The sequence below is a fragment of the Leuconostoc miyukkimchii genome, assembly GCF_019656055.1.
Lineage (GTDB): Bacteria > Bacillota > Bacilli > Lactobacillales > Lactobacillaceae > Leuconostoc > Leuconostoc miyukkimchii.
In genome coordinates this window covers 41,183-56,360 of record NZ_BPKY01000001.1, presented here as the reverse complement: position 1 = coordinate 56,360, position 15,178 = coordinate 41,183, and the positions used below count along the sequence as shown (strand labels likewise).

Genomic DNA, 15,178 nt, shown 5'->3' with positions numbered 1-15,178 from the left:
GGCAGGCGCCCCCTCCTATTGTCTCAATTTTTTTAATGTATTTAATGCATTCATTGCATCAACTGGTGTCATATTCAAAATATCAAAACTATCCAACGTTTCAATTAGTTTCTTCGTTTCTGAATCAACATCAGAAACATTAAATAAGGCTACCTGTTCAGACAATTCATCTGTTTTCATTTTAAAATCAGTTTCGACATGATTTTGTGTCACTACAACTGCTTTTTGGTTTTCCAATTCAGACAAAATTCTCGTGGCATTGTGAATTAACTCATCTGGTAGACCTGCTAATGCAGCAACATGAATACCATAAGACTTATCTGCTGGTCCTGATTGTATTTGATGCAAAAAATGCAATTGCCCTGAGTCATCTTCTACAGCACCTACGTGAACATTTTGAATGCCATCATGTTGATCAGCAAGCGTTGTTAGTTCATGATAATGTGTCGAAAATAACGTTTTTGCGTGAATATGAGCATCTAAAAATTCAATAATCGCTTGAGCTAACGCCATACCATCATATGTTGCTGTACCGCGACCTAGTTCGTCAAATAAAACCAATGAATGCGCCGTAGCTTCCTGTAAGGCATGATTAGCCTCTGCCATTTCGACCATAAATGTTGATTGTCCCATAGCAATATCATCATTAGCACCAATGCGCGTAAAAATTTGATCAAAAATTGGCAGCTCAGCAGACGTTGCCGGTACAAAACTACCCATTTGAGCCAAAATAACAATCAGGGCTAATTCACGCATATATGTAGATTTTCCAGCCATATTTGGGCCAGTAATGAGTTGCATATTTATATTTTTATCAAGCAAGACATCATTGGCAACAAAAGAGCCAGCCTCTAATAAAGATTCAACTACAGGATGTCGTCCCTGCTTGATTTCAATAGTATTGTTGGCTGTAAAAGTAGGGCGAATAAAACGTTGATTATCTGCTACATCAGCTAGTGCGGATAACACGTCAAGACGGGCAATTTGTTGTGCTAGTTTTTGAACACGACTGATGTCTGATTTTACACGATCACGTATGGTCACAAACAACTCATACTCACGTTGTGTTCTTTTAACTTGTGCTTCAATAATGAGACGTTCGTGTTCTTTTAATTCAGGTGTGACAAATCTTTCGGCGTTAGTTAATGTTTGCAAACGCTCATAACGATTCTCTTCTAATTTGCTAATATTTGCCTTGGTTACTTCAATGAAATAACCAAAATTCTTATTATAGCCAACTTTTAATGAATTTATACCCGTCGCTGAACGCTCATCTGCTTCTAATTGCGCTAACCATTGCTGATTATCATGCAAAACTTGACGATAACTGTCAATTTTATCATCAAAGCCATCATTAATAATATCGCCATCACGTACACTGATCGGTGGATCACTAACTATTGCTGCTTCAACGAGTTTGGCTAAATCAGCAATATCATCTAGTTTTTCACCAGCCAGACTTAAAAGGCTTGTTGTCTGAGACAAAATTGTTTTAATTTCTGGAATTGCTAATAATGAGCGTTTAAGCTGAACTAGTTCCCGAGCATTCATTGTCCCCATGGCGGCACGTGCAGATAACCGCTCTAAATCATAAACATTTTTCAAATTATCTTGTAGTGCACCGCGTGTAAAAAAATCATCCTGAAAAGCTTGAATCAAATCCAGTCGTGCTTCAATTTTTTCTTGGTCTCGTAGCGGTTTTAATAACCATTGTTTAAGCAAGCGACTACCCATCGCTGTGTGTGTTTCATCTATTAATCCTAGCAAAGATCCCGCTCTTTTTTTTGTGCGTGTGTTCTCAACTAAATCTAAATTTGTACGTGTATCTTGATTAAATTTTAAATATGACAACCGTTCGTAACTAATTGCTGGCACGATATGATCCAAGTTACGACGCTGCGTATCAAATATATAATTAAGCAACATTGCTGTTGTCGCAGATTCATTTTCTTTAGACAATGGCTGTGTCAGAAAACTTACTGTCGCATTTTGTTCAATTGACGTCTGCATTGAGATAACCAAACCACGTTCACCAAGACGTGTCGCGATTTGCTGCGCAACGGTTTCTTCATCATTTTTACGCAAAACAACTTCTTTAACTTCTAACGAACTTAATTCATCTATCACATCAGCAAATCGATTGACTGTCGTGGCTTTCAATTCACCAGTTGATAAATCAATATATGCTATTGTCCATGTGCTATTACTTGGCAAAATTGCTGCCAGATAGTTGTTTTGTTTATCAGATCTTGCACCATCAAACATTTTAGTGCCAGGTGTTATCAGTTGCACCACATCGCGTTTGACCATACCCTTAGCAACAGCTGGGTCTTCCATTTGTTCAACAATAGCCACTTTATGACCTTGATCAACTAAAATATCAATATAGTTTTTTGCAGCATGGTGCGGAATTCCAGCCATAGGCACTGGATTTTCAGAGTTTTTGTTTCGTGCTGTAAGAGTCAATTCTAGAATTTTTGCTCCCAAAATCGCATCTTGTTCAAATAATTCATAAAAATCACCTAGGCGATAAAAAACAAAGGCGTCTGGATATTGTGATTTAATTTCATGATACTGTACCATCATCGGTGTTTCAGTAACTTTGGCCATTTGTGGAAAATCTCCTATTGCTTATAATTTAAAATGTCGTTCATACAATTTTAGTCAAAGTGTCGATAGTGTGCCATGGTTCGCGATAAATAGTCAACCAGTGCTTGATTGTTTGGTTTTCTATCCCAATTTTCTTCACTCACTAACTTAATGGCTTCTTGTTGCGCAATTTCCATCATGGTAAGATCTTTAATCGGATCGCCCACCATAAACTCTGGCACACCCGATTGTTTTGTACCCAAAATATCGCCTGAACCACGTAATTCCAAGTCTTTTTGGGCTAATATGAAGCCATTAGTGGTTTCAACCATCGCATCTAATCTGGCAGTGCCATAATCTGTTTTGGGATCAGCCACAAGAATAGTGTAAGATTGTCTACTGCCACGGCCAACGCGACCACGTAATTGATGAAGTTGTGCTAAACCAAAACGATCAGCATCTAAAATAAGCATCACAGTCGCATTTGGTACATCCACACCAACTTCAATAACTGTGGTTGCCACTAATATTTGAATCTGATTATCTTTAAATTCAGCCATCAGTTTCTTTTTTTCTTCATTTGATAAACGACCGTGTAGCAAACCAATCTTGTATTGTGGTAATTCTAATTGCATAGCTTCGTACATTGCTGTAGCATTTTGCACGTCAAGTGACTCAGATTCCTCAATTAATGGTGTCACTATGTATGCTTGTGCCCCCACATCAATTTGATTTTTAACAAATGCAATCGCATTATCAAGTTGATTATGGCTCATTCGCGTGGTTTTAATTTCTTTTCGACCTGAAGGTAATTGGTCGATTACTGAGACATCCATTTCCCCATATGCCGTAATTGATAGTGTTCTTGGGATAGGTGTTGCAGTCATGGCTAGAATATCTGGGTTAACGCCATTTTCACGCAATGCGGCACGTTGATTCACACCAAACCGATGTTGTTCATCAATAACAGCCAGCCCTAGATGATGAAAGGCAACATCTGGTTGCAGTAAAGCATGTGTGCCAACTAAAATATCAATCTCACCATTCACTAAATCTTCTAGTAGTTGCCGACGAGCTGATACTTTTAAACCACTAGTTAATAATTCAACACGCAATGGTATATTTGCATTTTCAAATAATTGTGCCATATTAAGCGCATGCTGTTGTGCTAAAATTTCAGTTGGCGCCATGATAGCAGCTTGCATTCCCGCTGTCACCACAGCATACATTGCCATTGCTGCAACAACCGTTTTTCCAGAACCGACATCCCCTTGTAATAATCGGTTCATATGTCTTGCGCGTTTTTGATCTTGCAAAATTTCTGCAATAACTTTTTTTTGTGCCTTTGTTAACTTAAAAGGCAAACTTAATTCAAATTTTCCAAGTGCACTTGGATCATAAACGACACCTTCGCCAGCAAAATTTTGATCAGCTAGTTTGAGCAATTGTAAACGCATTTGAAAAATAAAAAATTCTTCAAATGCTGCACTACGACGTCCTGCCTTTGCTGCTGTCATATCTACTGGAAAATGCATGGACTCAATTTGTGTATTGCGGTCTAATAAACGATATTTTGTTCTAATTTCTATAGGCACTAAAGAATCCAGGGTGCCTCGAATATCTGCCCAAGCTAATTCAATCAAATGACGAATGGTTTTAGCTGTAATTTGCTTAGATGATGGATAAATAGGATCAAGCGCATCAGTACTAGCATTAATCATTTTCATCCCAGTAAGCGCTGCCTTAGCAGCATTATAGGTGCCATAGACAGCAACTTCTTGACCGACATCGATATTTTGCGCAATCCAAGGTTGATTAAAAAAAGTGATTCTTATATTTTCACGCGCAATTAATAAACCAAATCGTGTTTGGTTTTTCTTTCCAAATCGTGTGACAACCGGTGGTGCACTAACAATGCCTTTAAATGTCACCTTGTCGCCATCCAAAGTTTCAGAAGGTAATCTTTCACCTAAATCTTCGTATCGAAATGGAAAATAACTAATCAAATCTTCAATTGTAAAAATACCAAGTTCATGTAAAGCAGTTAGGCGTTTTGGGCCAACACCTGGCAGTATATCAACATTATCAACACGTGTTATCATGCTATTATTGTAACATTTTGAACGAAAAAAAAGCGACCCTTGGGTCGCTTTACTACCACATTATTAGGCTATATTAAACCAAAAGTTAAATTAAACGAGCCTTGAAATTAAAATTGTAACATCATTCATATATTACTGCCCTAACAAAGCGACCACAACTAGATAAATAGTCCACGACCATACAATATGTCCGAAAAATTCAGAAAAATGCTCAGGAAATGGTTGTTTTACTGGAGATGGGACCGTCTTGAGTAATGGCATAAGAATAATATGGAATGCAACCCAAATAATAATCCCATATAAACTACCCTGCCATAAACCAACAATGGGTAGTGTTTTATATGTTAGTGCAAAAAGAACCGCAAAAAAGATGGAAAAAGAAAAGTGTAATATCAGGGCGACATAATGCACTTTTTGATCTTTAGAATAATAAACATAGGCATGTGTTATACGACGTGGCACACCCATTTGCTGTAATAGCTGTTGTGGTGGATTAGTTTCATCTCTAGCCTGACTTCTAGGTGGCAATATTGCCTCCCAACCAATTTTCACCATACCAGAAATGAATCCAGCAGCAATGCCTATTAATATAGTGGTCAACAACATATAGCAATCCTCCTTAATTCAATTTCTTCATTATATCATAGCCTATTTCAATTTCAGTCTAAAACACTTGGTATTACTAACCTGTGTCTACATTTAAAGGTGCTGTCATGACCGGATTCAAAATACACAGCGACTAATTATGATTTTGTTATGACAGATAATTGACTTGTATCATAGGCTACTCTAGCATGATTTGTTTTTATTAATGTCTTATTAACCAAATGACGATCTTTATCGTACTGATATTGATATATTTGACCACAACGGTAAACAGTACTGTCTTCTAATTCAAAATGTTCATCTGTTATACCAACTTCATAAATATCCTCTTGAGTATCAGACGCATAAAGTTCACCACATAAATGCGTTTCGCCAACATATGTGACCAATTGATATGTCGTATTTGTGTTATTTTTAAAACGATAATCTAAGTAATTATACACAATTGATGTACCGCTTCCAAACGGTACTTCGCGGTTTGCATCCGGAAACATATCTACCTGCTCATGATGATATTTTTCAACAACATCCAATGGCGTATGTAAAATCATCCAGTGAATTAAATTACTAAACTGGCACAGCCCACCACCAGTTCCTTTTTTCAACTCACCATCGTTTGCTACCATTAAACCATTTTGATAACCGGCTGCTTCAGTACACCGACCCACCAAATGCCAAAAAGAAAATGTTTCTCCAGGTTTAATGAGAATATGGTTAACTTTTGGCGCTGCCAATTTTAGATTAGCCACTTTTGCTTCTTCAACAGGAACCGGCACCCTTCTTAATCCACGCCGCATAAGTGATTTGTGACTAAATACGAGATAAGGTAGCTGATCTGAGATTTTTTCTACTGCTAGCTGACCTAACAAATAATCCGATACTTTACGTTTTACAATTCGCGACTCATAAGATATTTTATACGTTAATGGCGATATTTCACAAAATAGTTTTCTAGTCATAATTCTCCCCTATGCTAATAATCATATCATAAAACTTATTTTCAAAAAAATATACAGACCCTACTATCAAAAGTATCAAACGTGTTCATATTTGATTAAATAAGCAAAATAAGCGTATACTTATTATTAAGAGGAGAATAATGAAAAGCAAAGATTTTATAACTTATTTGAGTTGGACTGCCACAATCATGTCAATTTTAATGTATGTGTCTTATATTCCCCAGATAATAGATAATTTATCAGGATCAAAAGGTAACCCTGTGCAGCCACTCGTAGCTGCTATTAATTGTGGCCTATGGGTTGTCTATGGTTTGGTCAAAGAAGAACGGGATATACCACTAGCTACTGCTAATTTTCCCGGCATCATTTTTGGAATAACAACTTTTTTGACTGCATTGTGATTTTTGATTATCATCTTGCTCACATTTTTTTATTAATATTTTTTAAACATGAGGAAAATAAAAATATATGACATCATTTAAACAATTTTTTCACAAAGTACTGCATCATCCTAACACACTACCTTGGGTTTTAATTAGTACCATGGTGGCTATCATGGCCAGTTACAATACAGTCATTCGTTACGGATTTTCTGAAAGTATGTTTCTGCGAATTTTAATTGTCTATCCATTTATTGTTGCATTTATCTATTATCTAAGAGCCTATGTGACGCTACCAATTGCACTTAAACTGCATCAATATTTTCCAAGTATTGTCACTGAACGTATTCCAAAACATGTTAGTGTCCCACTACTTGTCATCGCATTTAACGTGTCCGTAATGATGGTCTGGTTTACTGAAATGCACCGTCAATTGTATCCCCATTTCCTTCTTGGATACTTCGATAACTGGATGAAGACTTTCTTCGTAGCTGTACCAGTATTTTTCTTCATAGTTCATCCAGCAATTATTTATCTATTTAATCATTTAAGAAATCGCTATCCTTTATTGACTATATTAGAGAATAACAACTAAAAACAACAAACATAATTAATTATGTTTGTTGTTTTTTCTGTACTTAGATTTTGTCTATATCTTTAGAAAATTAAAATTATTTTCTATATTGACGACGATACAAATAAATTGCCAAACCTTGCAGCATTATAAATATTGCAAATGCTAAAATATTGTAGTTCATTAGTGTTTTTTGCCATGGTAGTTTTAGGCTATCACCTTTATTATAATTTTTATATGCACTGCTATTAACCACCGTGTACAAGATATTATGCGCTGCATTCTTCATTGCTTTAACTGTCGCCGGTTTATCCGTGCCAGTAATAGCTGATCCACTTTCTCCTGTCGTTGAAAGCATCACGTCGTTACCGTTTCTAATAGCATTATCACCATTCATGAAGCCGTAACCACCAAAGTAGTCAGTTTCAACCATACCACGGAAACCCCATTCTCCACGAAGCACTTTTTGTAATAGCGCATCGTTCGCACCACTCCACTTGTCACCAATATAATTAAATGATGACATCGCTGCTGTTGCCTTACCATCCTTAACAGCAATTTCAAATGGTTTGAGATAAGTTTCACGGATTGCTTGTTCAGAAGACCACGTCAATAACTTATTAAGACGATTTGTTTCTTGATCATTCATGGCGAAGTGCTTCATATAAGCATAAACACCATATTGTTTTGCACCACTGATTTCATTGGCAGCCATATCACCAGATAATGTCCCATCTTCAGAATAATATTCAAAGTTTCTACCAGACAAAGCATTACGATGAATATTCATTGCTGGTCCATACCATCCGGAAATACCCAACTCATTTGCCTGCTTACCCATGACTTTACCGCGATCTTGTGCAAGATCTTTATTCCAAGTAGCAGCAATCATTGTTGCTACCGGAAATGTGGTTGCTTTAACAGGAATCATGAAACTAGTAAATCCAGAAGGCCCATCAAAGTCATAAGTGTGTGCTTTTTTGATTGAGTCAATGGCGACTGTTTGGTAGCCACCATAAGTTATCAACCTATTCATATCGCTAACAGATAGTTGGTTTAACAACTTATCCCAATTCTTGTTGTCGTAACTTTTACCACGAAGATCAGCCAATTCAAGAGAACTTTTTTGATTCGTAACAGGCATTTTTTCAATCGCACTAGCATCATTTGTAGCAGATAGAGCAGATAATTGTGCTTTTTGCTTGTCACTTAGCTTTTCTGCTTTTGGTACAGCAGTGGCCTGTTTGTAATTAGCAAAATTATCTTTACGACTTAAATATTCAACCTTTCCGGCGGCATTTGCAAATTCATTTGTTGCCGCTTTTTTATCAGAAGATCGCTTGTTATTCTTTCCATAAACAATTGTTTGATTAACACGATAATTTTTTGAATCCAAAACTTCATGTGAATTTTCTTTCACTTGAATTTGATAATTACCCTGATCCAAAGTATACGATCCGCTACCTTTCTCATTATATGACGCCATATCTGAGCGGTTCAGTTCAAAACTGACAGTTTGGCTAGCACCAGGTTCCAAATTCTTTGTTTTCTTAAAATCTAATAGATTAGTCGCTGACTTTTCGATGCCACCGTTAGTATATGGTGCTGTGTAATATGCCTGAACGACATCTTTACCTGTAGTTTTTCCAGTATTTGTAACCGTTACATTAAAGCTAATGTTTCCATCACTTGACTGATTCAAGTTACTCATTTTCTGCGTAAAGCTCGTGTAACTCATACCATATCCAAATGGATATTGCACAGCCTGTTGATAGCCTCTTTCATTATCTTTATAGAAAGTTTCGTAGAATTTATAGCCAACATAAATACTTTCAGAATAATTTACAAAGCTATATTTTCCATTCGAATATTTGAAATCTCCAAAGTTATTAAAAGATGGTGAATCCTTGATACTATAAGCATAAGTATCAACTGTTCGTCCAGACGGATTAACTTCTCCTCTTAAAACTTGTCCTAAAGCAGAGAAACCTTTCTCTCCAGGTCCTGCCATCCATAGCGCCCCTTTAATATGATCGTATTCATTGATCCAACCTAACGCCATGGGATTAGCAGAGTTAACCAATACAACAATGTTTTGGAAATTTGAATTAACCATTTTTAACATATCACGCTCTGATTTGGTCAACTCTAAATACGTATCACCTTTTTTAAAGTCTCCTTTGTTGCCATTATAGGTAATGCCTTTCGCCTTAACGTCTTTTGGTAAATCAGCACCTTCTCCACCTGGACGAGAGATAACCACTAATGCAGTATTGGAAAATGTCTTTGAATCATTAATGAGTTTATTAGAATACTTACTGAGTGTTGGTTCAGGCAACGTCCAATCTTGTGCCATCATTGAGATTACTGGCCGTTGTGCTTGATATTTAGTATAAAATTTACGCAAATCATTGTTTGTTTGGAATCCTGCTGATTTTAAACCTTGATAAATATCCACTGAATTACTCGAAACCGAACCACCAGAACCCGTGCCACCATAAACTGGGTTAGTAGATGCCCAGCCAAAAACATTAATATTTTTTTGATTTTCAAGTGGCAAATAATTGTTTGTATTTTTTAATAATACTGTGCCTTCTTGGCTGATATTTTGGGCGACAGTATCACCTTTTTTAAGTGTTTGTTTACTGACTGTGCCCATTTTCGCATAATTTAAGTTAAACAAACTTGACATTGGTACCAAGAATACAACGTTCAAAGTTAACACCACTGCTACTAAAAACACAATCCATGATTCCCATTTCAACCAAAATTTAAACTTTTTGTCTCGTTTTCTAAAGACGATGAATAAAATTATAATCACTACTAAAAGCAATACCAAAGGGATGAAGTATTTGATGACTTTGTTTACAGTCGCCATAATATCGGCCATTGTAACAATGCCCCCTGCGAGTATGCCGTTGATATACCACACGCCTCCTCCAATTGCTGCTATTGCGATAATAAAAGAAATAACAAGACCACGATATTTTTTCATTTTTCCTTATCCTTCACTATAAAATAATAAATGTAAGCGTTTACTTTTACTTTTAAAAAAATAGCAACAAATCTGATTATTTATTCATACTTCGTTGCTTTTAGTTTAACTATAACATTAAAACTGATTTAACAAACAAAAATATCCTAATTAAATCCATAAACTTTTTGTACCATGTGATAGGCAATCACAGCGGTTTTTCTACCAATTTTTCCTGTTAAATTAACACCAATTCCAAATACGCGACGACGCATTTTTCTGTATAATAATTCATCTTGCTGTTCAATAAAATCCCATAAATCTTTTTTACGTTGCAAACTATTCATTGTATTTTCTTTTAACAAAATAATCGATGAAATCGTTGTGATAATTTCAACATATCTACCCATGTATTTCCCAACTGCAGTATCAAAATCAACATTTTCAGTGTAAAAATTAACGAGTTGACGATTAACTGCCAATTGCTGGTCAATTTTTTTAATCATCACTTTTTCATTAACAGATTGGTCTTCGCGCCCGATGAAATAATGATATAAATCAAGATCAAGATAATACATTTTTTTCACATAAACTAAAGGCTCAAAGACATAAATATTATCTACATAAAAACTGTGTTGTGGTAATTTTAATTTTGCATCATTTTTTAAAATATCAGTTCTATAAATAACCGAATGCATTAAAAGATATTGACCAACTGAAAAGTGTAAATCATCCCATGATAATACTTGGTCTTTTGGGATTTTTGGATAGTTAATCACTTTTTTATGCTTACTACCTTGTTTATCATAGATATAATTGCTGATTATCATATCAATGCTTTGTTTTGTTGCGAGATTCCCACGTAGAAAATTCAAAATTTGATGCAGTGCCTCCACATCAAGCCAGTCATCACTGTCTACGACTTTCACGTATTCGGCTGTTACCTCCCTCAATCCACTATTAATGGCAGCACCATGTCCACCATTTTTTTGATGAATCGCGACCACAATTTGTGGGAATTTTTTGACATACCAATCAATGATTTGTTTCGTTTTATCAGTTGAACCATCATTGACTAAAATAACTTCAATCTCATCACCTCCCAAAATCAGTGAATTTACGCAGCGTTCCATAAAAGATTCTGCATTATAACAAGGAACAATGATACTTAATAATTTCATATTTTTCTCTACTTCATAATTACAAATTTCATCATTGGATAATTAATGACAACCTGAACAACAATGTTTACAACATTTGCGACTGTCGCCGCCCATACGCCAATAATTGGTGCTAACTGCTTAATAATATAAGGCGGTAACCACACCGAGATGATTCCTACAACAACCACAGTTAAAATATAGATATAAATCACTTGACTAATTTGAACTTTCGAACCAAAAACCACTTTACGCTGAACAATAAAATTAACTATCTGTGCACAGATATATGCGAGTAGGAAACTCAAAAACCCTCCTAATCCACCTTGCGCAGTACCGTAGTCAAAAAACCACCAATGAAATGGTCCATCTATTTTATTAAATAATAACCCAGTACCCAGCCACAATACAAGAAAATTTGTTATGGTCGCAACATTACTCATAATATTAAATACAATAAATTCATATAAATCGGGATGGCTATTTTTAAACTTTTTTGTAACCCCAACAATATTATCCATATGCATTACCGTCCTAAACAGTTCTATTTTTAATTTTTTTCTTATTGATGTAAAATTCTTGCACTAACTTTATTAATCCACGCCAAAATTTCCCATTAACTATCTGCAACATACCGTCAACCATTTGTGAGCTGACTGCTCCATTGGTCATTTTGCTAATAGCACGAAAAGGCATATTATAGATGAACAAAATATTAAGATTGGGCTGTCCTCTGGATTCGCTTTTTTTCAAAGCGTGGCTTAAATATCGACTCACTAATCTTGCAAGCCAACTTTTAGCAAATGCCATATCAGAAATTGTACTGTTTTGCTCTAATTTTAAGATACCAGTATTATTGTCTTCACTCAGCTTTTCACCATAAAGATCAGAAAAATCTGCTAATGTTATATCAGAAATTTGATGAGAAAAATATTTTGGAAACAAATTCGCTTGATTTTGGACTTTTTTACCACTAACATGAATTTCTGAAGACAATCGCACATCCTCAATATTACCACTGAGGTAGAGCTGGTAATTACCATCTTCAATTTCAAAACTGTGTGCTTGAGCATTATAGTATCTAAAGGTCTTATCATCAAATGGCATTGTAACCTGGCGTGATTCACCGGGTTCCAAATAAACTTTAGTAAACCCTTTTAATTCCTTTGCCGGTCTAACAAGCAACGAATCCTTCTTCCCAACATATAATTGAACAATTTCAGCACCAGCAGTTGTTCCAGTATTTGTAATGGTTAAGCTCACCTGTTCTTGATTAACTTTTAAATCAGCATACTGAAATGTCGTATAGCTCAAACCAAAACCAAAAGGAAAGCGAACTTTTTTATTAGTTGTGTTGTAGTAGCGATAACCGACAAACAGACCTTCTTTATAAAACGAATCTTTTTTCTTAGCCGGAAACTCATCTGCAAATGGTGTATCCTCATACTTGACTGGATAAGTTTCAGCCAATTTACCAGATGGATTGTGTCGACCAGTTAAAACATCAAGCATAGCACTAGCACCTGCTTCACCACCCAGATATCCATGCACTAACGCTGATACTTGATTTACCCATGGTGTTTCAATAACAGAACCTGCAGATAAAACAACGACAAGGGGAATAGCTGTTTTAGCTAGTTCATCTAAAAGACGTTCTTGAGCAGCAGGAATGCGCATATGCTTCCGATCGGCACCCTCGCTTTCAGATATTTCATCTAGGCCAAGAAAAACAATTGCGACATCACTTTTTTTAACCAATTCAATAGCTTCATTTCTTAATTGTTCTTCATTGGTCTTCTTATTTGCACGCATATATCCTTGTGCAAATCCCACAGTATTGAGTTGATAATTCTTAATAGATTCAGTAATTGTCTCTAAATTTTTCGTGTTCACTAATGAAGAACCTGCACCTTGATAACGTGGTGTTTCTGCAAAGTCACCAACTAAGGCAACTTTAGTATCTTTTTTTAGTGGTAGAATATCATCATTATTTTTTAACAGGACGATACTTTCTTCAGCAGCTTTATGCGCAATTTGGTGTTGCTTTTCCCAGTTTATTTCTACTGGACTTTTTTTAACAGCGGTAGACTCTAAAATAACGGACAACAATTCATCAACACGTTCATCGATAACCTCTTCTTGCAACTCACCGCTATTAACAGCATCAACCAATTCTAATGTACCGTTAAGTCCAAGTGTTGGCATAACCAAATTACTACCATTTGCAACACCTGCAACATGATTATTGTCACCGCCCCAATCAGTCACAACAAAACCATCAAAATGCCATTCTTTACGTAAAACATCCTCCAAGAGGTAAGCATTTTCATTAGCATATGTCCCATTAATTTGATTATAAGCCGACATAATAACCTTTGGGCTACCTTCTTTTACCGCAATTTCGAAGTTCGTGGTATATAGTTCTCTTAATGTACGCTCATCAATGACAGAATTAGATGCCATTCTGCGATACTCCTGGCTATTCGCAGCAAAATGCTTAGGACTTGCAATTGTTTGTGTGCTTTGAATACCTCGAATCATTGCAGCGCCAAATTTACCTGACAAATATGGATCTTCGCTATAATATTCAAAATTACGACCGCCCAGAGGATTTCTTTTAATATTTAATCCTGGACCTAATACCACTTGCACGTCTAAGTTTTTTGCCTCGTTGCCTAATGCGTGTCCCACTTGCGTAATCATTTCAGCATCCCAACTATTAGCTAGCGTTGCGGCTGTTGGAAAACAAGTTGCAAGATCACTCGCATTTAATCCCAAGTGATCTGCTGCGCCAGACTGTTTTCGTAACCCATGTGGTCCATCAGACAAAAACATGCTAGGTATAACCTTGTCAACATTAACAGTTTCCCAAGTCGACTTGCCAGATAAAAGCGACGCTTTTTCTTCCAGCGATAATTTACTGATTAAGTTTTTATTTTTTATCATACTATTTCACCACCACCTGTACTTTACCAAAAATGTAAGCGCTTATATATAGTTTAATCATAATTTGACTGTTTTCATGCATAAGCTGTCATCAACGCAAATAAATGCAAAATGTAAGACAACAGAAATTTACCAAAATTGATATAATGATTTTGTATAAAACTACTAGGAGGAAAGTTTTCGATGCGTATTGCAATTGTTGATGATAAAAAAGAAATACAGCAGCAGTTGGGTGAATTTATAAAAACATATAGTACAGATCAGCAAATACCAATAACAGTCACATATTTCTCAAATGGGTTAGAAATAGTGGATAATTACCGCTCTAACTTTGATGTCATTTATTTCGATGTACAAATGCCAATCATGGATGGTATGACTGCTGCTAAAAAGATTCGCCAAGTTGACGAAAACGTGATCATCGTATTTTTAACTAACTATGTACAATGGGCAGTGGAAGGCTATTCTGTTAATGCTTTTGACTTCATATTAAAGCCATTATCCTATTTTGTTTTCACTGAACATTTTAAGAAAATCCAACGCAAAATTTTAGAAACTAGCAAATCAATTCTGATCAAAAATAAAAATGGTATGATTCGAATTCTCTTAAATAATCTCTATTTTGTAGAAAGTGATGGGCATTACCTCATCTTCCATACGGTCGAAAAAAATATAGAAACGATAGGTTCTATGAAAAAAATTGAAAGTGAACTGACATCAAAAAATTTCTTCCGTTGCAACAATGGTTATCTGGTTAACTTAGCTCATGTCAATAACTTTACTGGCAATATTGTTCAAGTTGGACATTATGACTTACAAATTAGCCGTCCTAGAAAGAAATTGTTTATCCAAGCGCTTACGAATTATTTAGGAAAGGTAGATAATTAA

The 15,178-nt window shown here is 35.7% G+C and carries 11 protein-coding genes; 3 read left to right on the top strand and 8 right to left on the bottom strand.

Features of this window, described 5'->3' with window-relative positions:
• Positions 1-15: 15 nt before the first annotated feature.
• The 4 genes from mutS to K5Q13_RS00250 form a co-directional block, all read right to left on the bottom strand.
• Positions 16-2,610 carry a DNA mismatch repair protein MutS gene (mutS, locus tag K5Q13_RS00265; RefSeq protein WP_220738678.1) on the bottom strand — a complete coding sequence of 865 codons (2,595 nt, stop codon included), beginning with the start codon at positions 2,608-2,610 and terminating at the stop codon, positions 16-18.
• A gap of 50 nt (positions 2,611-2,660) precedes the next feature.
• Positions 2,661-4,691, bottom strand: a complete 2,031-nt coding sequence (gene recG / locus K5Q13_RS00260; protein ID WP_220738676.1) for an ATP-dependent DNA helicase RecG — start codon at positions 4,689-4,691, stop codon at positions 2,661-2,663.
• A 132-nt stretch (positions 4,692-4,823) separates the two neighbouring features.
• Positions 4,824-5,297: a YagU family protein gene (locus tag K5Q13_RS00255; protein WP_220738674.1), complete on the bottom strand. Its 474-nt coding sequence runs from the start codon at positions 5,295-5,297 to the stop codon at positions 4,824-4,826.
• A 137-nt stretch (positions 5,298-5,434) separates the two neighbouring features.
• Complete coding sequence (locus K5Q13_RS00250) at positions 5,435-6,256, bottom strand: VanW family protein (protein WP_220738671.1); 822 nt, start codon at positions 6,254-6,256, stop codon at positions 5,435-5,437.
• A 140-nt stretch (positions 6,257-6,396) separates the two neighbouring features.
• Here K5Q13_RS00250 and K5Q13_RS00245 point away from each other — a divergent pair, with 140 nt between their 5' ends.
• Complete coding sequence (locus K5Q13_RS00245; RefSeq protein ID WP_220738670.1) at positions 6,397-6,657, top strand: SemiSWEET family transporter; 261 nt, start codon at positions 6,397-6,399, stop codon at positions 6,655-6,657.
• Positions 6,658-6,724: 67 nt separating this feature from the next.
• Entirely contained in the window at positions 6,725-7,231 is a 507-nt protein-coding gene (locus tag K5Q13_RS00240) for a hypothetical protein (protein WP_220738668.1), read from the top strand.
• A gap of 76 nt (positions 7,232-7,307) precedes the next feature.
• Here K5Q13_RS00240 and K5Q13_RS00235 read toward each other — a convergent pair whose 3' ends face one another.
• From K5Q13_RS00235 to K5Q13_RS00220, 4 genes are all read right to left on the bottom strand, one after another.
• Positions 7,308-10,205, bottom strand: coding sequence for a beta-glucosidase (locus K5Q13_RS00235; RefSeq protein WP_220738666.1), 2,898 nt, complete (start codon positions 10,203-10,205; stop codon positions 7,308-7,310).
• 146 nt (positions 10,206-10,351) lie between these two features.
• Entirely contained in the window at positions 10,352-11,365 is a 1,014-nt protein-coding gene (locus K5Q13_RS00230) for a glycosyltransferase family 2 protein (protein ID WP_220738664.1), read from the bottom strand.
• A gap of 8 nt (positions 11,366-11,373) precedes the next feature.
• The gene (locus K5Q13_RS00225) at positions 11,374-11,865 is read right to left on the bottom strand and encodes a hypothetical protein (protein WP_373306363.1); all 492 of its coding nucleotides are present in this window, start codon (positions 11,863-11,865) and stop codon (positions 11,374-11,376) included.
• A 13-nt stretch (positions 11,866-11,878) separates the two neighbouring features.
• On the bottom strand, positions 11,879-14,290 hold the full coding sequence (locus K5Q13_RS00220; protein WP_220738660.1) for a beta-glucosidase family protein: 2,412 nt from the start codon (positions 14,288-14,290) through the stop codon (positions 11,879-11,881).
• Positions 14,291-14,473: 183 nt separating this feature from the next.
• Between K5Q13_RS00220 and K5Q13_RS00215 the strand changes: the two genes are divergently transcribed.
• A complete protein-coding gene (locus tag K5Q13_RS00215; RefSeq protein ID WP_220738658.1) occupies positions 14,474-15,178 on the top strand; it encodes a LytR/AlgR family response regulator transcription factor in 705 nt (234 codons plus the stop codon).

Excerpts from the sequence above, each read along its gene's own strand:
- mutS (WP_220738678.1), bottom strand. The coding sequence starts at position 2,610 with ATGGCCAAAGTTACTGAAACACCGATGATGGTACAGTATCATGAAATT.
- recG (WP_220738676.1), bottom strand. The coding sequence starts at position 4,691 with ATGATAACACGTGTTGATAATGTTGATATACTGCCAGGTGTTGGCCCA.
- K5Q13_RS00255 (WP_220738674.1), bottom strand. The coding sequence starts at position 5,297 with ATGTTGTTGACCACTATATTAATAGGCATTGCTGCTGGATTCATTTCT.
- K5Q13_RS00250 (WP_220738671.1), bottom strand. The coding sequence starts at position 6,256 with ATGACTAGAAAACTATTTTGTGAAATATCGCCATTAACGTATAAAATA.
- K5Q13_RS00245 (WP_220738670.1), top strand. The coding sequence starts at position 6,397 with ATGAAAAGCAAAGATTTTATAACTTATTTGAGTTGGACTGCCACAATC.
- K5Q13_RS00240 (WP_220738668.1), top strand. The coding sequence starts at position 6,725 with ATGACATCATTTAAACAATTTTTTCACAAAGTACTGCATCATCCTAAC.
- K5Q13_RS00235 (WP_220738666.1), bottom strand. The coding sequence starts at position 10,205 with ATGAAAAAATATCGTGGTCTTGTTATTTCTTTTATTATCGCAATAGCA.
- K5Q13_RS00230 (WP_220738664.1), bottom strand. The coding sequence starts at position 11,365 with ATGAAATTATTAAGTATCATTGTTCCTTGTTATAATGCAGAATCTTTT.
- K5Q13_RS00225 (WP_373306363.1), bottom strand. The coding sequence starts at position 11,865 with ATGGATAATATTGTTGGGGTTACAAAAAAGTTTAAAAATAGCCATCCC.
- K5Q13_RS00220 (WP_220738660.1), bottom strand. The coding sequence starts at position 14,290 with ATGATAAAAAATAAAAACTTAATCAGTAAATTATCGCTGGAAGAAAAA.
- K5Q13_RS00215 (WP_220738658.1), top strand. The coding sequence starts at position 14,474 with ATGCGTATTGCAATTGTTGATGATAAAAAAGAAATACAGCAGCAGTTG.